The organism is Arthrobacter sp. CC3, from assembly GCF_039907775.1.
Taxonomy (GTDB): domain Bacteria; phylum Actinomycetota; class Actinomycetes; order Actinomycetales; family Micrococcaceae; genus Arthrobacter.
This window is the reverse complement of record NZ_JARCCY010000003.1, coordinates 226,523-246,825: the sequence shown is the minus strand read 5'-3', so window position 1 is coordinate 246,825 and position 20,303 is coordinate 226,523. Positions and strand designations below refer to the sequence as shown.

At 68.3% G+C, this 20,303-nt stretch carries 17 protein-coding genes; 2 read left to right on the top strand and 15 right to left on the bottom strand.

Going from position 1 to position 20,303, the window contains the following annotated elements; translation table 11 throughout:
- Nucleotides 1-16: 16 nt before the first annotated feature.
- From PV761_RS02940 to PV761_RS02930, 3 genes are all read right to left on the bottom strand, one after another.
- Complete coding sequence (locus PV761_RS02940; protein WP_347894204.1) at nucleotides 17-1,060, bottom strand: NAD(P)-dependent alcohol dehydrogenase; 1,044 nt, start codon at nucleotides 1,058-1,060, stop codon at nucleotides 17-19.
- 71 nt (nucleotides 1,061-1,131) lie between these two features.
- The gene (locus PV761_RS02935; RefSeq protein WP_347894202.1) at nucleotides 1,132-1,371 is read right to left on the bottom strand and encodes a hypothetical protein; all 240 of its coding nucleotides are present in this window, start codon (nucleotides 1,369-1,371) and stop codon (nucleotides 1,132-1,134) included.
- Nucleotides 1,372-1,433: 62 nt separating this feature from the next.
- Nucleotides 1,434-1,793 (bottom strand): carboxymuconolactone decarboxylase family protein, encoded by a 360-nt coding sequence (locus PV761_RS02930; protein ID WP_347894200.1) that lies wholly within the window; start codon nucleotides 1,791-1,793, stop codon nucleotides 1,434-1,436.
- A 147-nt stretch (nucleotides 1,794-1,940) separates the two neighbouring features.
- Here PV761_RS02930 and PV761_RS02925 point away from each other — a divergent pair, with 147 nt between their 5' ends.
- The gene (locus tag PV761_RS02925) at nucleotides 1,941-2,132 is read left to right on the top strand and encodes a hypothetical protein (protein ID WP_347894198.1); all 192 of its coding nucleotides are present in this window, start codon (nucleotides 1,941-1,943) and stop codon (nucleotides 2,130-2,132) included.
- Between the two features lie 142 nt (nucleotides 2,133-2,274).
- Nucleotides 2,275-3,342: a quercetin 2,3-dioxygenase gene (locus tag PV761_RS02920; protein WP_347894196.1), complete on the top strand. Its 1,068-nt coding sequence runs from the start codon at nucleotides 2,275-2,277 to the stop codon at nucleotides 3,340-3,342.
- A 115-nt stretch (nucleotides 3,343-3,457) separates the two neighbouring features.
- Here PV761_RS02920 and PV761_RS02915 read toward each other — a convergent pair whose 3' ends face one another.
- The 12 genes from PV761_RS02915 to PV761_RS02860 all read right to left on the bottom strand — a co-directional run bounded on the left by PV761_RS02915 (nucleotide 3,458) and on the right by PV761_RS02860 (nucleotide 20,298).
- Nucleotides 3,458-4,702 carry a DUF3500 domain-containing protein gene (locus PV761_RS02915; RefSeq protein WP_347894194.1) on the bottom strand — a complete coding sequence of 415 codons (1,245 nt, stop codon included), beginning with the start codon at nucleotides 4,700-4,702 and terminating at the stop codon, nucleotides 3,458-3,460.
- Nucleotides 4,680-6,524, bottom strand: a complete 1,845-nt coding sequence (locus tag PV761_RS02910) for an FAD-dependent monooxygenase (protein WP_347894192.1) — start codon at nucleotides 6,522-6,524, stop codon at nucleotides 4,680-4,682. The genes PV761_RS02915 and PV761_RS02910 overlap by 23 nt, the downstream gene beginning before the upstream one ends.
- On the bottom strand, nucleotides 6,524-7,396 hold the full coding sequence (locus PV761_RS02905; RefSeq protein WP_347894190.1) for a fumarylacetoacetate hydrolase family protein: 873 nt from the start codon (nucleotides 7,394-7,396) through the stop codon (nucleotides 6,524-6,526). Before PV761_RS02905 ends, PV761_RS02910 begins: the two co-directional genes overlap by 1 nt.
- A 118-nt stretch (nucleotides 7,397-7,514) precedes the next feature.
- Complete coding sequence (locus PV761_RS02900) at nucleotides 7,515-8,387, bottom strand: alpha/beta hydrolase (RefSeq protein ID WP_347894188.1); 873 nt, start codon at nucleotides 8,385-8,387, stop codon at nucleotides 7,515-7,517.
- Nucleotides 8,388-8,488: 101 nt separating this feature from the next.
- The gene (locus tag PV761_RS02895) at nucleotides 8,489-9,511 is read right to left on the bottom strand and encodes an alpha/beta hydrolase fold domain-containing protein (RefSeq protein WP_347894186.1); all 1,023 of its coding nucleotides are present in this window, start codon (nucleotides 9,509-9,511) and stop codon (nucleotides 8,489-8,491) included.
- The gene (locus tag PV761_RS02890) at nucleotides 9,508-12,132 is read right to left on the bottom strand and encodes a glycoside hydrolase family 78 protein (RefSeq protein WP_347894184.1); all 2,625 of its coding nucleotides are present in this window, start codon (nucleotides 12,130-12,132) and stop codon (nucleotides 9,508-9,510) included. Before PV761_RS02890 ends, PV761_RS02895 begins: the two co-directional genes overlap by 4 nt.
- A 137-nt stretch (nucleotides 12,133-12,269) precedes the next feature.
- Nucleotides 12,270-12,629, bottom strand: a complete 360-nt coding sequence (locus PV761_RS02885; protein ID WP_347894182.1) for a VOC family protein — start codon at nucleotides 12,627-12,629, stop codon at nucleotides 12,270-12,272.
- 35 nt (nucleotides 12,630-12,664) lie between these two features.
- The gene (locus PV761_RS02880; protein WP_347894180.1) at nucleotides 12,665-13,624 is read right to left on the bottom strand and encodes an alpha/beta hydrolase; all 960 of its coding nucleotides are present in this window, start codon (nucleotides 13,622-13,624) and stop codon (nucleotides 12,665-12,667) included.
- Nucleotides 13,621-16,320, bottom strand: a complete 2,700-nt coding sequence (locus tag PV761_RS02875; protein ID WP_347894178.1) for a family 78 glycoside hydrolase catalytic domain — start codon at nucleotides 16,318-16,320, stop codon at nucleotides 13,621-13,623. The genes PV761_RS02880 and PV761_RS02875 overlap by 4 nt, the downstream gene beginning before the upstream one ends.
- 11 nt (nucleotides 16,321-16,331) lie before the next feature.
- The gene (locus PV761_RS02870; protein ID WP_347894176.1) at nucleotides 16,332-17,339 is read right to left on the bottom strand and encodes an ABC transporter ATP-binding protein; all 1,008 of its coding nucleotides are present in this window, start codon (nucleotides 17,337-17,339) and stop codon (nucleotides 16,332-16,334) included.
- Entirely contained in the window at nucleotides 17,336-19,348 is a 2,013-nt protein-coding gene (locus PV761_RS02865) for a dipeptide/oligopeptide/nickel ABC transporter permease/ATP-binding protein (protein ID WP_347894174.1), read from the bottom strand. Before PV761_RS02865 ends, PV761_RS02870 begins: the two co-directional genes overlap by 4 nt.
- Nucleotides 19,345-20,298, bottom strand: coding sequence for an ABC transporter permease (locus tag PV761_RS02860; protein ID WP_028270578.1), 954 nt, complete (start codon nucleotides 20,296-20,298; stop codon nucleotides 19,345-19,347). The genes PV761_RS02865 and PV761_RS02860 overlap by 4 nt, the downstream gene beginning before the upstream one ends.
- Between the last annotated feature and the right edge of the window lie 5 nt (nucleotides 20,299-20,303).

The window sequence follows — 20,303 nt, the reverse complement described above, 5'->3', positions numbered from 1 at the left end:
GCTGACGCGGCCTGGGCTAGCTGAGCGTCGCGGTGTCGATCACAAAGCGGTACCGGACGTCGGAGGCCAGGACGCGTTCGTAGGCTTCGTTGATCTTCTCGGCCGGAATGACTTCAATCTCGGCACCGAGGTTGTGCTCGGCGCAGAAGTCGAGCATTTCCTGGGTTTCGCGGATGCCGCCGATCATTGAACCGGCGAAGGAGCGGCGGCCGCCGATGAGCGCGAACGCGTTCACCGGGAGCGGTTCCGCCGGAGCACCGACGTTCACCAGCGTGCCGTCAAGGGTCAGCAGCTGCAGGTAGGAGCTGATGTCGATCGAGGCGCTAACGGTGTTGATGATCAGGTCGAAGCTGCCTGCCAGGTCGGCGAAGGTGTTCTCGTCGCTGGTGGCGTAGTAGTGGTCGGCGCCCAGCTTCAGGCCATCTTCCTGCTTCTTGAGTGACTGGGACAGCACGGTGACCTCGGCGCCCATGGCGTGCGCGATCTTGACGGCCATGTGGCCCAGGCCGCCAAGTCCGACGATGGCCACCTTCTTGCCGGGGCCGGCGCCCCAGTGGCGCAGCGGCGAGTAGGTGGTGATGCCGGCGCAGAGCAGCGGCGCGGCGACGTCGAGCTCGATGCCCTCGGGGATCCGGACCACGAAGTCTTCGGTTACCACGACGTGGGTGGAGTAGCCGCCCTGGGTGATGGTTCCGTCGCGGTCCACTGCACCGTAGGTGCCGGTGTTGCCCTTGAGGCAGTACTGTTCCTCGCCCTTCTGGCAGTTGACGCATTCGCGGCAGGAATTCACCATGCAGCCGACGCCGACGCGGTCGCCGACGGTGTGCTTGGTGACTTCAGCGCCCACTTCGGTGACGATTCCGGCGATTTCGTGGCCGGGCGCCAGCGGGTACTGCTGGGGTCCCCAGTCACCGCGGACCGTGTGGATGTCCGAGTGGCAGATGCCGGCAAACTTGATCTCGATCAGCACATCGTGGGGGCCGACGTCGCGGCGTTCGATGGTGGTGGGGATGAGGTCTCCGTCAGCGGACGGTGCGGCGTAAGCGTTAGCGGTAAGCAATGTCTTCTCCAATGTTGGGTGTTCGTTGGATTCGTTGGGTATGAGGTTCGGTGGGTGGGTGAACGTCAGCGTTAGGGGCGGATGAGCACTTTGAGCGCTGTACGGTCGGCCATCGCGCGGTAGCCGGCAGCGACGTCGTCGAGGGCCACAATGTGGTCAAACACCATGCCGGGCTGGATTGTTCCCGAGAGGATGTCCGGCATGAGTTCTTCGATGTAGGCCCGGGCCGGGGCCACGCCGCCGGTCAGGGTGATATTGCGCATCACGGTGCCGAAATTCATGGGCACATCGGTGTACTGGGCAGCTCCCACCCTACCAACGGCACCGCCGTCGCGCACGGCGGCGATGATGTCCGTGGCGCCGAGTTCGCTGCTTAGCCGGCGTGCGCCGTCGTCGGCTGCTCTTCCGGCTGTTGTTCTGCCAGCACTTCCTTGAGCGCCGTGACGGCAGTCATTGCATTGGGCCAGCCGGCGTAGAACGCAAGGTGGGTGAACATCTCCACCAGCTCGTCGGCGGTGACGCCGTTCGCGAGGGCCAGCCGCAGGTGGGACGGCAGCTGGCCGGTGCGGTGGAGCGCCGTCAGCGTAGCAACGGTGATCAGGCTGCGGTCGCGGGGCGAGAGGCCGGGCCGTTCCCAGACATCGCCGAACAGGACATCGTCGGTGAGCTGGACCAGCTTGGGCGCGACGTCGCCGATCAACTGCTGGGCCCGCGAAGGGGTCTCTGTTGCCATGGTGGTGCTCCTTAGGAAGTTTTCGCTGCGTATCCAGCAAACCGTTTTGCAGCTCAGCGCGGAAGGTTCTGTTGATACAGGTACTGGCAGGGCCTCCCTGCAGCCCGGTGAGGCTCCTAGTGTTGATGCAACAAGGGGCCGGCGGACATGTTCACCGGCGACGTCTGGTTCGACGTCATCGCCAAGGGCGAGGCACCCTCGCAGCTGCGCGTGAACATGGTCCGCTTCGCCCCGGGCGCGCACACCGCCTGGCACTCACATGCGAACGGCCAGACCCTGCATGTCACAGAAGGCCGCGGCCTGGTCCAGGCCCGGAAACGGCGTGGGGCGAGCACGTGACGGAGGAGGAATGCGGCGCGAAGTAGCCGGGCTACGCCGAAATAAATTTCACTCATTGGAAAGCCCGACGCCCCGGCGCCTCGTTTGAGGGCATGCTGGTGACCACGCCACGGCGAAGCTCCGGACTGGAAAGAAGGAACCAATGTCCCTCAGCGTTGAGGAAATGAACACACAACTCCCGGTGGCGAACGCGCTGCCCGGCGAGGCTGTCCCCTATTACATGGCGTCCGGCGAGGGCGCCCGGTACGAAATCAACGGGCAGCTTGTCACCGTCATCGCCCGATCCGCGGACACCGGCGGCATCTTCAGTGCCGCCTACGTCTCGGGCGGAATGGGGGCCGAGTCTCCCTTCGTCAGCCACAAGGTGGAGCACAAAACCCTGTACGTCTTCGACGGCATCCTGCACGTGTGGCTGCCCGGCGAGAGCCGCATTCTCACGCCCGGCGACTCCGTGGTCATACCGCCAGGAACTCCGCACGCCTACCGCATGGCCAGCCACTACACACGCTTCCTGAACTGGATGACGCCCGGCGGTGCCGAGGCCTATTACGAACGCGTCGGCACTCCGATCGATTCGCATGTTCCGCCAGTGCATGCCGGCCACAAACGCAGCGCGCAGGAGCAGGCCGAAGTCGGCGCCGAGTTCGGCATCACGTTCCCTGAAGTGGAGCGTGTTGCACCCACCTTCCAGCAGGACGCCGGTCTTCCCTCCACCCAGAGCCCGTACTTCCTCAGCGCGGGCGAAGGCGAACGCCTGGTGAGCTACCAGACCATGTTCACGTACCTCTCAAGGCCTGCGAACACGGGCTCAAACTACTTTGCGGTGCACACCAAGGGAGCCAAGTCGCCCTACATTCCGCTGCACTTCCACTCGGAACATACCGAGAACTTCCTGTGCACCGAGGGCCGGATGTGGCTCTACGCCAACGGCCGCGAGATGCTCCTGACCAAGGGCGACTTCGTGCACGCGCCGGCCGGGACCGTCCACTCCTTCGCGTTCGACTCGCACCACACCCAGATGGTGGGTTTCCTGACGCCGTCGGTCTTCAACGGCTTCTTTGAGTACTTCAACAAGCCCACGGACGATTACATGTACACCGAAGGCGGCACGCCGTACATGGACATGGAAGGCTTCGGCCGCGCCCAGGCAGAGATGGACCTGACCGTCGTCGGCCCCCCGCCGCAGCGTCGGGCTGCCCTGGACATCTGAGAAGGACCAACAAACACCTATGGCCCGGACTTCCGAAAGGAAGTCCGGGCCATTTCTGGTTTCCGGGAGTCATCGATTGCTCCGTGGGCGCCCTTTTCACCCCGGAAAACGGCTGTTACGGAGCAATCGACGGGAAGTGGCGCACGAGTTCGCGGCCATAGTCGTTGCCATTGGGCGTACGCAGGACCGTATGCATGTGGAACGGTGCCGGCTCTTCGTTGCTGAGGAAGACCCCCGTGTGGTGGTCCAGTTCCATCACCACCACCGGGCTCTGCAGCCGGAAGTAGAAGGCCGCCTGCCCCTCCCAGCCGCCGATCCAGCTGAACCAGCTCTCGCCGTAGCGCGCCTGGATCTCCCTGCGCCGCGCAGCCCTGGGTCCGTCCGGCAGGTAGGCGATGAAATCCTCCACCACCTCCTCCAGCACGGCCAGCGCTTCAGGCGGCATCGAGCTGACCGGGATGCCCTCGTAAGGAATCACCCGGTTGTCCTGGAAGCAGCCGCCCAGGTGCCGTTCATCCCCCGGGTGGATGCGCCCCTCGGGCATGGCCGGGTCCACCATGGCGGCGTACACGGTCGCCTCCTTTCGGAGCCCCTCGGGCAGCGCACCCATCAGTTGCCGGGCCAGCGCGATGCGTTCCTTGAAGACCTTGACGCCCCGGTGCGGGCCGGCGTCGATCACGTCCGGTTCCGCGCCGAGGAACACCGGCGAAATCACCAGTTGCGTGCCCGCGACCAAACAGTTGAGCGCCACGTGATGGCCGAAGAGCTGCCAGCCCCACGGTTCCGTCTCCGAAGGCTCACCGAACAAGGCGAAGTTGTAACTGAACTCGTTCATCAGCAGCGGAAGCTCCACCAGTTCACCCAGGAATCCGTTGATCCGCATGAGGTTCCTGGCCAGTTCGAAGCCGGCCGGGCTCAGGCTCGCCTCCACCACGGCCAGCGCGGCATCGCGGACCGGCGGATCCAGCTCATCAAGGCGCAGTCCGGTGTCGTGCTGCATGAACTCCGGATTCGCCCAGCTCTTCCACTCGTGGGCGTCCACGGCGTAAGTCAACCGGGTCACCTGCTCCCGTGTGGCCACCTCCAGCAGCTTCCGGCCGGCGGCAACCATCGACGCCGTGGGCGCTTCTTCGCCGTCCCGTGCGGGTGCCAGCGGATAGAGCCCCGGGCGGAGGACGCCGTCGTTCGTTATGCCGCTAAAGGGTTCCGGGTAGAGCGCGTCCCAGCCTTCGATCATGGGCCCGGCAAAGGAATCGGTCTTGGCGGCCTCGGCGTAGTCCCGGGCGGCCAGGCCGCGGATCCCGGCCACCCGCGGATGGTCCGGGGCGAAGAGAAAATCACGGAATGACGGCGCTGACACGGGAGCCCCTTTCGTTGACGTGTGAGGGGTTGGACGGAGAAGGGACGGGCTGCGAGGAGTTGTGCCCCAAAGAGTGCCGGGACGCTGCGCTCCAGCCGGCGGCAACGGCAAGCGCTGCCGCGGCCGCCTCTGCGGAAGTACCCCGCCAGGCCACGTGCTGGTCCGGGCGGACCAGCACCGCGTCGGCTCCCCACAGGTCAGCCATGGGCGTCCCGTCATCGGAAGGCCCGACGGCGGTGATGGTCACCGGGATGCCCCGCCCGGCTGCAGCTTGGACCACCGGCGCAAAAGCCTGGGCTTCCGGCACCCGGCCCAGCGCAGCGGCGTCGGCCAGGAGGGTGAACCCTGCCCCCAGCAGACTGTAGACGGACGTGGAGTCGTCCAGCCATGCATGCGGCAGCAGGGCCCCCGGGCTGGCCGAAGCGACGTACCGGATGGGGTCCTCAGCGGGAACCGGGGACCCGTCCGGCACCACCAGGTGCGAATCCGCGTAGGCGTAGCCAAGCACCAGTCCCAGCGAATCGAACTCGCTCTGCTTGACCGCGAGCGCCTCGTACGCCGCCTGCCTCGCCCGCACGCCGTCGCTGCCGGCACTGCGCAGTGCCGGATCCGCGAAATGGTAGGCGAGCGCCTCGCCGTTGGTGGCGGCGTCGCGGATGGTCCGCGCCGCCACCGGACGGCGTTCCAGCCCGTAACTGGCCAGGAGTTCCGGCCCGCCCCAGCCGGCCACGCTGGCCGCGATCTTCCACGCAAGGTTCGCGGCATCGCCGATGCACGTGTTGAAGCCGTGCCCGCCCCACGGAGGATTCAGGTGCGCCGCGTCACCCACCAGGAACACGCCGTCACGGCCGTAGCCGGGGGCAAGAAGCATGCGGGCGGTCCAGGGATCCGTGGCCACCACGTCAACGTCCACCTCTGCGCCCACCAGTTCGCGGACCATGGCGACGGCGGCATCATCCGCAAGCGCGCCCGCAGCGTCCGCGTCCACGCCCTGCACGATGGCCCACCACGTATCGGCGAGGTCCATCCGGCCCACCATCCCGGCGGTTTCCCCGCCCACCACCCAGTACTGGACGGCAGGTTGCAGCGCGATCGCGGAACCAAGGTCCTTCGAACGGAACATGATGCTGATGTTGGACAGCTCCGCGGAGCCGCCTTCCAGGCGGATGCCCAGGCTGCGGCGCACGGCGGAGGAACCGCCGTCGGCCCCGGCCACGTAGTCGGCGGTGATGGTGCGGGTCCGTCCGGTACTGTCCGCCACCACGACGGCGGTCCGGCTTCCGGTGGCGGCGGTCCGGCTTCCGGTAGTGGCGGTTCCCGAAGGAACCGCACCGGAGTGAACACTGACGTCCTGCACGTGCCACCCGGTCAGCAAGGTGACCAACGGGGCCTCGGCCGCGGCAGCTCGGAGGACCTCCTCCAGGACAGGCTGCGGGACCTGCTGGCCGGATTCAGGCTGCGGCCCGTAGCGGCCCGGCACCAGCTGGAACGCATGCCGGAACGTCCGGAGTTCATGGGCGGAAGGGCCGGTAAGGCCGGTGCAGAAGGTCACGTCCTGGGCGTAGTCCACGGGAAGCGGGGCCGCGGCGCGGAGTGCGTCCGCCAACCCCAGCCGGCGGAGGTGGGTCATGGTGCGCGCGTTGGTGGTCTTGGCCCGGGGCCGGGCCGGATCCACGGTGGTCCGTGGCTCAACCACCGTGCTCGGGATGCCGCGGGATGCGAGGTCCAGGGCGAGGAAGAGCCCGCTGGGGCCGCCGCCGGAGATCAGGACCTGCACCTCCTCCGGCACCTCGTCGGGAGAGGCGGATTGCAGCGTGACCATCAGGCACGGCCACGGAGTGAGATGTCGCCAACGGGGGTGGTGAGCGTGCCGAGGCGGTCGATTTCGACTTCAACGGTGTCGCCCGGCTGCAGCAGCCACTGCGGTGTGCGGGCGTACCCCACGCCCTCCGGGGTTCCGGTGGCGATCACATCGCCGGGGTGGAGCGTGAGGGTCTGGCTGATCAGCGAGATGATGGCCGGCACGGAGAAGATCATGTCCCGCGTGTTGCCGCTCTGGACCTCGGTGCCGTTCACCCGCGTGCGGACCTGGAGGCCGTCACGGAGATCGCCCACGTCGTCCCGGCTGACCAGCGGGCCGAGTGGCCCGGTGAAGTCGCCGTTCTTACCCAGGGTCCACTGCGTAGTGAGCTTCTGCGCCCGGCGGGCGGTGAGGTCATTGAATGTGGAATAGCCGAACACCGCCCCGGCCGCCTCGGCCTCGTCCGCGGATTCCACGCGTCGGCCGATGTACGCCGCCACTTCGCCTTCCCAGTCCAGTCCCGCTTCGCCGGACGGCACGGGCACCGGCACATTCCCCACTGACAGGGAAGCCGTCCAGCGGCCGAACAGCGTGGGATACGGAGGGAGCTCCTGGTCCTTGTAGCTGCCTTCCGCGGCGTGGGCTTTGTAGTTGAGGCCCACGCAGATGACGCGGGCCGATGCGGGCACCAGGGGCAATTCCGTGGTGCTGCCTCGCTCAAGCCAGCCGCCGCCGTCGGGCTGTGAGGTACCGGACGTCAGGGAGACAGACTTGTCTTGCCAGCCGGCGGCGTCCGCCCAGAACTCGCCCACGGGTGCCAGCGGGAAAACGCGGGAGTCCGCCAGGACCGCTGCCCAGGGTTCGCCGCGGTGGTTGATGCCGATGTACTGCATGTGGAGCCTTTCAGGTCTAGCCCGGGCACCGGGAATGCCGGTCAGGCTGGGTTCAAATTCAAGAGGTTCAAAATCAGGGGGTGAAAAATCAGGAGGTGGCTGGTCACCAGGTGCCGGGTCAGGTGATCCGGGCATGCCTGCGGAAGAAATCGATGGTGGCGTCCAGGACCTTCTGCGCCGCTGCCGGGCTTTTGTCCGGCAGCAGCCACATGTGGTCGGCACCTTCGATGAGGAGAAGTTCGACGTCGGCACCGGCGGTTTCCAGCGCCGCGGCAAACGTGGTGGCCTGGGCCGGCGGGACGAACCGGTCCGCCGTGCCGTGGGCCAGGAAGAACGGTGGCGCTTGGCCGCCCGCATAGCTCAGCGGGCTCGCCGCGGCTGCCCTGTCCGGGGCATCAGCGGGCTGGGCTCCGAGGAGGAGCGCTTCGCGGGAACCGGGGTCGTCGGCCGTTGCCACGGCATCCGGCAGGGCCTGGCTGCCCATCCGGACAAGGTCTGTTGGCGCGTACCAGGCCGCGACGGCGGCGACTGCGTTCGCACCGGACGCCACGGTGCCGGACCCGTCACTGCCGGGCACGTGAGCGCCGAGGCCCACCAGGCAGGCCAGGTGCCCGCCTGCCGAATCGCCCCAGGTAAAAATCCTGCCCGGGTCAACGTTGTACTCGGCCGCGTGGGTCCGGAGCCACGCGACCGCCGCTGTGGCATCCTCGAGCTGGGCCGGAAAGACGGCCTGCGAGGACAGCCGGTAGTCCGCCGAAACCACTACGAACCCGGCAGCAGCGAGGCGCTCGAAAGGCGTCAGCGCAAAGGCGTCGGTCACCGGGCCCAGGGAGGAACGCTCCCCCATGCGCCAGCCGCCGCCGTGGAAATGCACAACCGCCGGCACCGGACCTTGGGAGGTTCCCTCCGCCGGCAGGTAGAGGTCCAGCAGCAACGGCACTCCGCCGGGACGTGAAAACTCGATCCCCTTCAGGACTTGTCCTGCAGTCATCAATGACTCCATCCGTTGCCATGGCCGGAATCAGGATCGATCCGGCGTCTTCTTCCCTAAGCCTGCTGGACGGAAGCCCCGGCGGAAACGGGAATTTCCAATCATTGAAATGGCTTCGCCGACGCCACTTCACCGGCCAGGAACTGCAGGCCGCGCTGCACAATGCGCAGTCCGGCCGAGTGGTTGAGGAAGCCGTGCGTGGCGCCCGGTTCCATGCGCGCCTCCACGGCGATCCCGGCCGCCCGGAGACCGTCCACGAACAGCTCGCCGGAATGACGCAGGTCATCGTATTCGCACACCAGGACGGCAGCCGGCGGCAGGCCGGCAGGGTCCGCGTAGCCGGGCATGGCGTAGGAAGACGCCATCAGGAGGGGACCTCCGATGTAGTTCTCCACCATGGCGCGGCAATCGTCCGCCGTGAAGCGGAGGATACGCGGAAGACCGGCGATGCCCTCCGCCCGAAGGTCCCCTGACCCCGGATCTCCCGGCTCCGGCAGGTCCGGCGGCACCGGCAGCTCCGCATGCAGGAACGGGTAGGCGAGCACCAGCTTCGCGGGCAGCTGGCGGCCCGCATCCTTCAGAAACAGGGCAGCACCGACCGCCAGGTTGCCACCGGCACTGGCTCCGCCCAGGCAGAGGGTCCTGGCGTCAGCCCCCAGCTCTGCGGCGTGCTCCACGGCCCACAACCAGGCTGCCAGGACATCCTCGTGCGGCACCGGAAAATGCACCCCGCCGCGTGCCAGCCGATAGCCCACGGACAGCACCACCCCGCCGGTCCTGTCGGCCACCTCCCGTGCCAGCTGGTCCGCTTCCCGCATGTCCAGGCCGCCGCCGGCAAAACCGCCGCCGTGAACCCACACGAGGGCCGGGAGCCCGTCTCCTGCAGCGGCCGGGCTGTCCCCGGAAGTGTCCGGGGCGCCGACGTAAATACGCACCGGCACAGGGCCGTTGGGGCCCGGCACGTCCACGGTCCGGACTGCGACCTCCGGCGCCGCATACGCGGCCGTTCCGGCGCTGAAGGCCTCCAGCCGCTCCAGGCCGGAGGGATCTGCCAGGAGCTCGGCGAAGGACCCTGCACCGGCCACGTGGTGCATGAGGCCCGCCAGCTCCGGATCCAGTGTCATGGCTGCGCCGCGAGCTCAGGTGCCCTGACAGCGCGGTCGGGCATCACAGTGCAGCTGAACGAGTGCGTCCCCGAACCCACCTCGTGCGCTGTCGCGTCCATGTCCGGCAGCACCACCGTTGCGGTGCAGCCCGCCGGCACGGTCACCTGCAGCGTGAAGTCCGCACCGGCCAGGTCCCAGCTGGCCTCGGCCGTCCCGTACGGCGTTTCGTGACTGGCCCGTGCCCATCCCAGCCCGCCGCCGGGCCGGGGCCGGACCAGCAGTTTCCGGTAGCCGGGTCCGGCCGGAGCCAGTCCCGCCAGGCTGCGGTGCATCCAGTCGGCCACGGCACCCAGGGCGTAGTGGTTGAAGGACGTCATTTCGCCCTCGTTGATGCTGCCGTCCGGAAGCATGGAGTCCCACCGCTCCCAGATGGTGGTGGCACCCATGGTCACCGGGTAAAGCCACGAAGGGCATTCCGTCTGGAGCAGGAGCCGGTAGGCGGCCGTCGAGTAGCCGTGGTCGGTCAGTGCGTCGCAGACCAGCGGGGTCCCTACGAAACCCGTGGCAATCCGGTAGCCGTCGGCTTCCACCGCGCCGGCCAGCCCCGCGGCCGCGGCCGCCCGTTCCCCGCCTTCCAGCAGTCCGAAGCTCAGCGCGACGGCGTAGGCCGTCTGCGTGGGCGGCATCAGGAGCCCGTCACCGGATATATAACGCCTACGGAATACATCGGCGGCCCGCTGCGAGAGCCCATCCAGGGTGGAGGAGTCCTCCCCCAGCAGCCGCGCGGCCTCGCCGGCCACCCGCGCCGAGTACGCCAGGTAGGCCTGCGCCACCAGCTGCCACGGCGTCCGGGCAGCGCCGGGATCGTTGGGCGGCGCTGCCGGGTCCAGCCAGTCGCCGAACTGGAAACCCTGTTCGAATTGCAATTCCGGTCCGGCAGCCTCGGCAGCTGCGTCCAGCCACGCGATCATTCCCGGCAGCTGCCGTCGCAGGAACTCCAGGTCACCGGTGCGCTGGTACAGCACCCAGGGGACCAGCACTGCGGCGTCACCCCACGCGGCCATCACCGGGCGGACAGGGAACGGCGGCTTGTCGAACGTCACTTCGGGGACCACCAGCGGCGGAGGCCCGTCGGTTCCCTGCTCCGCCGCCAGGTCTTTCAGCCAGGAGGCGGTGAAGCCGGGGATCCGGTAGAGGAAGGATGCCGTTGCCGCGAAGATCTGGAAGTCGCCGGTCCAGCCGAGCCGCTCGTTGCGCTGCGGGCAGTCCGTTGGCACATCGACGAAGTTGCCGCGCATGCCCCACACCACGTTGGAATGCAGCTGGTTCAGCATGGGGTCGGAACATTCGAAGGAACCGGTCCGCGCCAGGTCTGAGTGGACCACGACGGCGGTGAACGCGTCCGGGTCCAGGTCACCGGGCCAGCCGGTCACCTCCGCGTAGCGGAAGCCGTGGATGGTGAACTCAGGTTCCCAGATTTCCTCACGGCCGCCGCGCAGGATGTACCGGTCGGTCTGCCTGGCCACCCGCAGCGGCCTGGTGCCGAGTTCTCCGTGTTCCAGGACCTCGGCGTGGCGCAGCACCACCTCCGCGCCGGCCTCTCCGCTGACCCGGAGGCGTACATGTCCCACCAGGTTCTGGCCGAAGTCCAAAATGGTCTTCCCGGACGGTGTGGCCAGCACTGCGGCCACGGGCAGTTCTTCTGTGGCGCGCACCGGCGGACCGTCCGGCGCCACCAGCACCGACGCATCGAAGTCCTCTACGGCCACCGGGCCGAGGGCGGCGTCTTCGGCACCTGCCCAGCCGCCATCTTCCAGCCGGGCATCATACGTTTCGCCGTTGTAGAGATCGGAGCCGAGCACCGGGCTCCTGCCAGCCAACCAGGAACTGTCGGTTCCGATGATCGTGATGTTGCCGCCGTCGTCGGCGATTTCCAACTGCGCGATCGCCGCCGTGCGGTCGCCGTAGGTGTTGCGCTTGTCCTGGAAGCCCAGGTTGCCGCGCCACCAGCCGTCGGCAAGTTCAAGTCCGATGACGTTGGTGCCGGGCCGCAGGTAGTCGGTGACGTCGTGGGACTGGTAGCGGAGCCGGTGGTGGTAGCTGGTCCAGCCCGGCGCCAGTCGCTCGCGGCCGACGCGCCGGCCGTTGATCGAGGCCACGTAGACACCGTGGGCGCTGGCGTAGAGGCGTGCGGAGGCCACGGAGCCCGTGACTTCGAACGTGCGGCTCAGCCGGGAGGCGGGCTCGGTGTCTTCGCTGGCTTCATCCCGGGCCGGCCGGATCATGGCGGCCTGCCAGTCTTCCGGGTTCAGGAGCCCGGCTTCGACATAGGTGACGGGACCCCACTCGGAGGGACCGCCGTCGTCGTTGCCCCACACACGGACCCGGACCGCGACGCGCTGGCGGCTGGTCAGCGCGGGTGCCGGCCACGGCTGCAGGAGCTGTCCCACGGATTCGGTCCGGCCGTAGCTGACCAAGCGGGTTTCATCAGCGCCCAGCTCGAGTTCGTAGGCGCACTGGAACCAGCCCGGTGTTTCGGAGGTGACCCGCCAGGAGAGCCGCGGCTGCTCCTCGCCGATACCGAAGGGCTCTTCGTGGTGTTCGAAGCGGAGGGCGGAAGGTCGGAATGGTTGAGTCAACGTCGGCTCGATTCGTTACGAAGGGGAAGTTTCGGGGCTTCCCCAAGCGTCCCGGGAACGGCCTTGCGCCCGCTAGCGGAGTTTCATTGACTGAAAACTGCGTCCGTGGACCCCTGGAATCCGGCGACGCGGAACCGTCAGCTCAGGCAGAGGCAAAACGGGTGGCCGGCAGGGTCCAGGAAGACGCGGAAGGTGGTGCCGGGCTGTGTCTCAGCCTTGGTGGCGCCCAAGCTGATGGCCTCTTTTTCGCCGTCGTCCAGGTCCTCCACCACCATGTCCATGTGCATCTGCTGCGGGTGGGCCTGGCCAGGCCACTCGGGCGCCTGGTAGCCGTCCACCTGCTGGAAGGCAATGCAGTTGCTGCCGTCGTCGGGCCGGATCTCCACCCAGCCATCGTCGACCCTCTCGTTCCAGCCGAGCAGGGCACCGTAAAAGCCCGCGAGGGCTTTCGGATCGGGGCAGTCGATGACAAAGCTTGGGAAGCGTGCGATAGCCATAGCGGCATGCTACCGGCCCGCCGTCGGGCCTGTCCTTAAAGCTCGCTGACGAAAAAATCCACTGCGGTGCTGAGGATTCCGTCCAGCTGGTCTTCGGCGAAGAAGAAACAGTGGTCGCCGCCTTCGACGGTGACCAGCTCGTTGCGGACACCGGCATCCGTCAGCGCCGCGGCCAGCAGTTCGCTCTGGGCCAGCGGGACCAGGCCGTCGCTGTCGCCGTGGATGAGCAGGAACGGCGCCGCGCCGGCAGTGACGTAGCCCAGCGGGCTGGCCGCCGTTAGCAAGGCAGGATCGGCGCTGCCGCCCACCAGCATGGGGCCGGGTTCCATGGTCATCCCCGGTGGCACTGCAGCCACGAGCGGGCCGGACATGAGCCCGGCGGGCGTGTCCATGGGCGGCATGTCCGGCAGCGAGGACACACCGTAGAAGTCGACGACGGCGCTGACGCTGCTGGAGTGCCCCTGCACACCAATCCCTCCCTCGAGTTCCCCGCGGGCCCCGGTGACCCCGAGCAGTGCAGCGAGGTGCCCGCCGGCCGACTCGCCCCAGGCGCCGATGCGGTCCGCGTCGATGCCCAGGACGTCGGCGTGGCCGCGCAGGTAGCGGACCGCGGCTTTGAGGTCGTGCAGCTGCGCCGGGAAGGGCGCTTCCAGTGCATGGCGGTAGTCAACGGTGGCGCAGGCGATGCCGGCCTCGTTGAGCAGCTTGAAGACCGAATCCGGGGCGAACGTGGGCGGCAGTTGGCGGCGGTCACCAAGCTGGAACGCGCCGCCGTGGATCCACACCACCACGGGGACGGGTCCGGCGGTTTCGCGCGGCAGCCAGATGTCCATTGCCAGGCGCCGGAAGCCGACCGCGATCGCGTAGCTGACCTCGCGGTGCACTCGGGAGTGCCCAGAGACATCCTCGGGTGTGCCCGGCGGCCCGAAGGCGGGAAACGGCGGCGGCGCTGGCATCCGTCGCAGGGATTCAGTGGTGACTGTTTCAGGGGTCATCGTGCGCTCCTTGCGAGATCGGGGGCCGCCAGTGCGGCGGCAAAGGAATGAGTTCCGGGCCCGACGGCGGCAATCGGCCCACCGGGCAGGCGGATGTCCGCTGTGGTTCCGGAGGGGACGGCGGCCGTCAGCGTCAGCACGCCGTCGTCGATGGCCCAGTCCACCTCGATGAGGCCCTGCGGGCCCCGGTGCGACGTGCTGGAGGACGTCAGTCCGGCGCCCGGCCGGGGTTCGATGATGATCCGCTGCCAGCCCGCACTCCCCGGCGCCTGGCGCAGCCCGGCGGTGTAGCGGTGCAGGAACGAGACTACGGCACCCTTGCTGTAGTGGTTGAGCGAGCCCGTGGCACTGCCATCGGCACCGATGCCGTTCCAGTCCTCCCACATGGTGGTGGCGCCGCGGCCCACCATCACCAGCCAGGAGGGCTCAGAGTCCTGCATCAGGAGCTCATAGGCGAGTCCGAGGTGGCCGTTGTCGGCAAGTGTTGGAAGCAGGTACGGCGTGGCCAGGAAGCCGGTGCCCAGATGGGTGCCCGCCGCCCTGACCAGGCCCGCCAGCTGATCCGCGACGGCAGGACGGGCGGTGTCCGGCACGAGGTCGAAGGCGAGCGCCCGCACGCAGTTGGCCTGCGTGCCGCCGCGCACCGTTTGCCCGGATACGGTTCCGTCAGCCTGCAGGTATTCCCGCTGCCACGCGCGGCGGACGTTCTCGGAGAGGTCCCCAAGTTCGCCAGCCTCGGCGGTTCTGCCTAGGACGGCGGCAATCCGGGCCATGATGGCAGAGGAGTGCCGGTAGTAGGCGGTGGCCACGATGCCGTTGTCCGCGGACCGGGAGGCGAAGAGGTCCGGCGCCGGCCCGCCCGGTTCCATCCATTCGCCGAAATGGAAGCCGGTGTCCCAGAGGTACTGCTCATGCTCTTCGGGGGCGGGGCGGCCGGCTGCCCTGGCCGGGTGCCGGTTCCCCTGTGCGGTGCTTCGGATGAAGCCCAGCCACCGGTTCATCGCGTCCCAGTTCTCTTCGAGTATGCCGGTGTCCCCCGTGGCGAGATAAAGCTCCCAGGGCACCGTGACGATCGCGTCTCCCCACCCCGCGGACCCGTTGGTGAAGGCCATGAATTCGGCGCCGGTGACGGCGGGTCCGGGCGACGGCGAGATGTTGGCGATCACGCCGTTGTCCCACTGGTCGGCACGGACATCGTTGAGCCACTTCCGCGAAAAGCCCGCCACGTCGTAGAGGTACGCGGCGGTGGGCACAAAGAGCTGCCAGTCGCCGGTCCAGCCGGCCTTCTCGCGCTGCGGGCAGTCGGTCGGGACCTCGCAGGCGTTGTCCCGGAAGCTCCAGTCCACAATCTCGTGGAGCCTATTCAGCCTGCGGTCACTGCAGCTGAAGGTGCCCAGCCGTTCCAGGTCGGTCTGCACCATGCAGCCGGTGATGTCCCCGGGCTGCAGCGTTTCGGCCAGGCCGCGGACGGAGACGAACTGGAACCCGTGGGCGGTATGGCGCGGCTCGAAGACCTCACCAGGAGTGCCTCCGGACACCACCGAATCCACCTGCCCGGCACCGAGGAACTGGCCGGGGTTCTTGAAATCGATGGGGCGGAGGTGGTCCTGGGTGACATCGCCGGCCGCGTCCAGGGCCTCGCCGTGCACCAGGGTCACTTCGGTGCCGGCTGCGCCCAGCCGGCTGAGCCGGACCCAGCCGTTGATGTTCTGCCCCAGGTCCACGATCTGATTGCCGTTGGCCAGGCGGGAGATGGACACCGGTTCAAGTTCCGCCACAATCCGGGTGGGCGGTGCCACCGGACCGGTGAGGGTGGCGAAGCTGCCTTCGCGCAGCACGGCGGGCCGGGTGGCCTTACCGTCAACAGCTGCCGCCCGGAAGTCCACTCGCTGGCCTTCCATCAGGTCAGCGGAGAGGATCTCCGTGGCGGAAACAAGCCACGATCCGTCGGTGCCGATGACCGTCCGCCCGTCACCGGACCCAAGTTCCAACTGCGCCAGGAAAGCAGTCTGCGTTCCGTACATGTCGGCGTCGCGAGTGAACCCGAAGGACCCGCGGAACCAGCCATCCGTGAGGACCGCCCGCACGGTGTTGCGTCCGGACCGCAGCAGCGGGGCGATGTCAAAAGCTTGGACCTGCAAGGTGCTGTGGTAGCTCGTGGAGCCGGGGGTGAGCTGCTGGTCCCCCACCCGCTGCCCGTTGATGAAGAGCTCGTAGATGCCGTGCGCCGTGGCGTAGGCCCGCGCAAAATCCGGCACGGCGTCAACGGTGAAGTCCCGGTGCAGGGCGTAGCCAGGGCGCTCACCGGCCGGAGGGACGGTGGTTTCGTCGGGCCCGATCCACCGGGCGCTCCAGTCGTCCGGATGCAGGAGGCCCAGCTCCACGGCCATCGGCTCGGCCCAGCCGGACTGCACCTCGGTGCCGTCAGCGGCCACGTTCCAGGTCCGGACTTTCCAGTCGAAGCGGTCGCGGGAGCCAAGGTCCAGCCCGCGGTAGGGCACGAAGCTGTGCACCTCCGAGTCCACGCGGCCCGTGTCCCAGCCGTTGCTCGTGCTGAGCTGGTAGGCCGTCTGCCGGACGGTGCCGTGCGGCGGCGTCCAGCTGAACCGCGGGGCGGTGTTGGTGATGCCGACGGCCTGGCGCAGGTTTTCGGTCCGAAGGCGGGTGGGCTGAGCGGATGCGTGATGGTCAGGCAACGGTGCCCCTTTCAGGCGTAGTGGCAGGCGACGTCGGAGGCCCCGACGCGGCGCAGCGCGGGCCGTTCGGAGGCACACAATTCCGTGGCCAGCGGGCAGCGCTGGCTGAAGGGGCAGCCGCCCGGCGTGGCCGCGACAGCGGCGGCAGTGCGAACCCCCAGGGCTTCGCGGACAGCGCGCCGTTGGGCCTGTTCCGCGGGCCTCGGTACGGGGGAAGCCGCCACGAGGGCCTGCGTGAACGGGTGTTGGGGTGCCTCCGTCACGGCTGCCGCCGGTCCGCTTTCCATGACCTGGCCGCGGTAGAGGACCACCACCCGCTGGGCGAGGAACTGGACCACCGAAATGTCGTGGGCGATGAACAGGTAGCTGAGGCCGCGTTCGTCACGGAGGTCGGCCAGCAGGTTGAGCACCTGGGCCTGGGTGGAAAGGTCCAGGGCGCTGACCGCCTCGTCGCAGACCACCAGTTGGGGGTCGCAGATCAGGGCGCGCGCCACCGCAATGCGCTGGCGCTGGCCGCCGGAGAACTGGCTGGGATAGCGGTCCACAGCTTCGCGGGGCAGGCCCACGCGTTCCAGCATGGCTTCGGCCTTGTCCCGGGCTTCAAGGGCAGTGGCTCCGCGGAGTCGCAGCGGTTCGGCAAGCGAAGCACCAATGGTCTGGCGCGGATTCAGCGAGGAATTGGGGTCCTGGAAGACGGCCCGGAGTTCTCCGCCCAGGGCGCGGCGCTCTGCAGCTCCGGCGCGGGTGATGTCCTTGCCCTGGAAGGTGATGGTGCCGCCGGCGCTCTTCTGGAGGCCCAGAATGGCTTTGCCGATGGTGGACTTTCCGGAACCTGACTCCCCCACCAGGCCCACGGTCTCGCCGGGGAGGATGCTGAAACTCACCCCGTCCACCGCTGCCGGCACCGCCGCAGCTTTCCGCCCGCGGCCGTAGCGGACCACCAGGTCCTTGACTTCCAGCATGGGCTGCTCCGGCGCAACCGCCGCTGTGTCCTGCCGTTCTGCCGTCTCGATGCTCATGCCAGGTCCTTTTCAACGATTTTCAGTACTCGGTGCGTGGGCACTTCGGTGGCAAGCCACTCGAGGCCTTCCACGGCCAGTTCGTCGGCTTTGACGCAGCGGACCAGCCCGTCCTCCGAGCCGGAGGCCAGCAGCGGCACCGGGGTGGCACAGGCCGATCCGGCGAACTGGCAGCGGGCCGCAAAGCGGCAGCCGGCGGGCCAGTCCTTGGGCTGCGGCACCTGGCCGCTGATGGTGGCCAGCCGGTCAGGCATGTCAGCCGCGGAGTTGGCATGCGGGTCCGCGGCAAGAAGCGCCAGCGTGTAGGGGTGGCGGGGGTTGTCCAGGATGTTGGCGGTCCGGCCGCTTTCCACCACCTGGCCCGCGTACATGACGGCGACGTTGTCGCAGATGTCCGCCACGACGCCGAGGTCGTGCGTCACCATCACCACCGACATGCCGGTGTCCTTCACCAGCGAGCGGAGCAGGGACAGGATTTCCGCCTGGACCGTGACGTCCAGCGCGGTGGTGGGCTCATCGGCCACCAGCAGCCGGGGCCGTCCGGAGAGGGCCAGGGCGATGGCCACGCGCTGGGCCATGCCGCCGCTGATCTGGTGCGGGTAGGTCTTGAGGATGCGTTCGGCGTCCACGATGCCCACCTGTTCAAGCAGGCCGAGGGCTTCCTTCCGGGCGTCCGACTTGCCGATTTTCCGGAGCCGACGGATGGCGGAAGTGAGCTGGTAGCCCACCGTGAACATGGGGTCCAGGGCCCGCATGGGTTCCTGCGAGATCAGGGCGATCTCACGGCCTCGGATGGCTTCCATCTCGCGGTCGGTGGCGGCGGCCAGGTTCTTGCCGTTCCACAGAATCTCCCCGCCGGCCGCGGCCACCCCGGAGGGGAGCAGACCAAGCAGCGACAGCGCCGTCATGGTCTTGCCGCACCCTGACTCCCCCACGAGCCCCAGCACGGTTCCCTGCTCGACGTCGAACGAGACGTCCGTGACCAGGCGGGGACCGCCGTCGACCCCTACCGAGAGTCCGCGGACGCTGAGGTGGCCGTTCGCGGGTGCGGCGTCAGAGTCGGCTGCCGTTGCGGCCACGGCCAGGGCTGAAACAGCCTTGACCCGCTGCCGGCGTGCCGCCGCTGACGGCAGGTGGGAGGCGGTGGCGTTGGGCGCCTTGCCCAGGGCGCTGCCGATGGCGTTGGCGGCCAGGACGGTCAGCGCGAGCACGGCGCCGGTGGGGACCATCAGCCACGGGGCGTCGTAAACGTGCTGCGATGCGCCCTGGATCATGCCGCCCCAGCTGGGCTGCGGGATGGGCGGGCCGAAGCCGATGAAGGCCAGGCCGGCCTGGATGAGCATGCCGACGGCGAAGATGAGGGCGGACTGCACCACGATGGTGTTGGTCAGGCCGGGCAGGACGTGCCGGAGGCTGATGCCCAGCGTGCTGACGCCGTCAACCTTGGCGGCGTCCACGTAGAGCTGGGACTGAAGGGACTTCGCCTGGCCGAGCATCACGCGGTAGATTCCGGCGGAGATGAGGACGCCGAGGATCGCCATGATCAGCGGGATGTTGGTCCCCACTGCGCCGATGACGGCCAAGATGATCACCGTGCCGGGCAGGGACATCATGATTTCGGTGACGCGGCTGATCACCGCCTCAGCGCGTTCGCCGGCGGCGGCCGCCAGCATCGCCAGGACCGTTCCAAGCCCGACGCCGACAATCACCGTGATCAGTGAGGTTCCGAGCGTGCCTGCGGCGGCAGCGAAAATGCGGCTCAGGAGGTCCCGGCCGAGTTCATCGGTACCGAGCCAGTGGGCAGCGGTGGGGCCGGAGAGGACGGCGGTGAAGTCCTGGTCTTCGGTTTTGAACGGCAGCCACCACGGGGCAGTCAATGAAGCGGCCACGATGGCCGCCAGCCAGATGACCCCCGCCAGGCCGGCCGGGGAAGCGAAGAGGCGGTGGGCGGAGAGCCGGGCGAGGGCGTTCTTGCGCTGGAGCGGGGCGGGAGCGACGGAGGGGATCATGAGGCACGCAACTTCGGGTCGAGGAACTTGGTGGCGAGTTCCAGCACCAGGTTTACGGCCACCACCACAACGGTGGCGATGACCACTACGCCCTGTACGGAGGGGGCATCGTGGGTGCTGACGGAGTTTTGGACTGCCTGGCCCAGGCCCGGCATGGCGAACAGCTGCTCCGCGATGACGGAGCCGCCGAACAGTCCGATGAACTGCAGGGCGATGCCGGCCACGATGGGGAGGCTGGCGTAGCGGAGGGCGTGGATGTAGAGGATCTTCCAGGTGGGCGTGGCCGTGGCGCGGAGCGTACGGATATGTTCCTGCTGCAGCGCCTCAAGCATGGAAGCCCTGGTCTGACGGGCGATGAACGCCGCACCGCCCACGGCCAAGGTGATCACCGGCAGCGCCAGGGACATGGCCCAGTCCTGCGGGGAGACTTCGAAGGGAACGTAGCCGGTGGCGGGAAACACCGAGGACTGGACAGCGAAGAGGTACACAAAGATGATGCCGATCCAGAAGGCGGGCAGTGCCACGGCCAGGCCGCAGATTCCGCCGACGATCCGGTCCGCGAGGCCTCCGCGCACAGCGGCGGTCACGCCGAGGAGAACCCCCAGTACAGCGCTCAGCACGGTGGCGCCGGCCGCGAGCGACGCGGTCACCGGGAGCCTACTGGCCAGGTCAGCGGACACGGAACGGCCGTCGATGAGCGAGACACCGAGATCGCCCTGGACCGCGCCACCCAGCCAGCCGAAAAACTGGACCAGGAGGGGATCGGACCAGCCAAGCCGACGGTTGACCTCGTCGATGGCTTCCTGGGATGCGCCGGCTCCGAGCGAGACCGCTCCGGGGCTGCCGGGCATTGCGTGCACCAGCAGGAATGCCAGCACCGCGACCACCAGCACGGTGGCGAGCGCCATCAGCAGGCGCTTGGTAATGAATAGTGCCATGGTGACCTCCATCGGTC

Bases quoted from the DNA above. Each gene is read 5' to 3' on its own strand.
- PV761_RS02930 (WP_347894200.1), bottom strand. From the start codon at position 1,793: ATGGCAACAGAGACCCCTTCGCGGGCCCAGCAGTTGATCGGCGACGTC.
- PV761_RS02925 (WP_347894198.1), top strand. From the start codon at position 1,941: ATGTTCACCGGCGACGTCTGGTTCGACGTCATCGCCAAGGGCGAGGCA.
- PV761_RS02920 (WP_347894196.1), top strand. From the start codon at position 2,275: ATGTCCCTCAGCGTTGAGGAAATGAACACACAACTCCCGGTGGCGAAC.
- PV761_RS02910 (WP_347894192.1), bottom strand. From the start codon at position 6,524: ATGGTCACGCTGCAATCCGCCTCTCCCGACGAGGTGCCGGAGGAGGTG.
- PV761_RS02905 (WP_347894190.1), bottom strand. From the start codon at position 7,396: ATGCAGTACATCGGCATCAACCACCGCGGCGAACCCTGGGCAGCGGTC.
- PV761_RS02900 (WP_347894188.1), bottom strand. From the start codon at position 8,387: ATGACTGCAGGACAAGTCCTGAAGGGGATCGAGTTTTCACGTCCCGGC.
- PV761_RS02895 (WP_347894186.1), bottom strand. From the start codon at position 9,511: ATGACACTGGATCCGGAGCTGGCGGGCCTCATGCACCACGTGGCCGGT.
- PV761_RS02885 (WP_347894182.1), bottom strand. From the start codon at position 12,629: ATGGCTATCGCACGCTTCCCAAGCTTTGTCATCGACTGCCCCGATCCG.
- PV761_RS02880 (WP_347894180.1), bottom strand. From the start codon at position 13,624: ATGACCCCTGAAACAGTCACCACTGAATCCCTGCGACGGATGCCAGCG.
- PV761_RS02870 (WP_347894176.1), bottom strand. From the start codon at position 17,339: ATGAGCATCGAGACGGCAGAACGGCAGGACACAGCGGCGGTTGCGCCG.
- PV761_RS02865 (WP_347894174.1), bottom strand. From the start codon at position 19,348: ATGATCCCCTCCGTCGCTCCCGCCCCGCTCCAGCGCAAGAACGCCCTC.
- PV761_RS02860 (WP_028270578.1), bottom strand. From the start codon at position 20,298: ATGGAGGTCACCATGGCACTATTCATTACCAAGCGCCTGCTGATGGCG.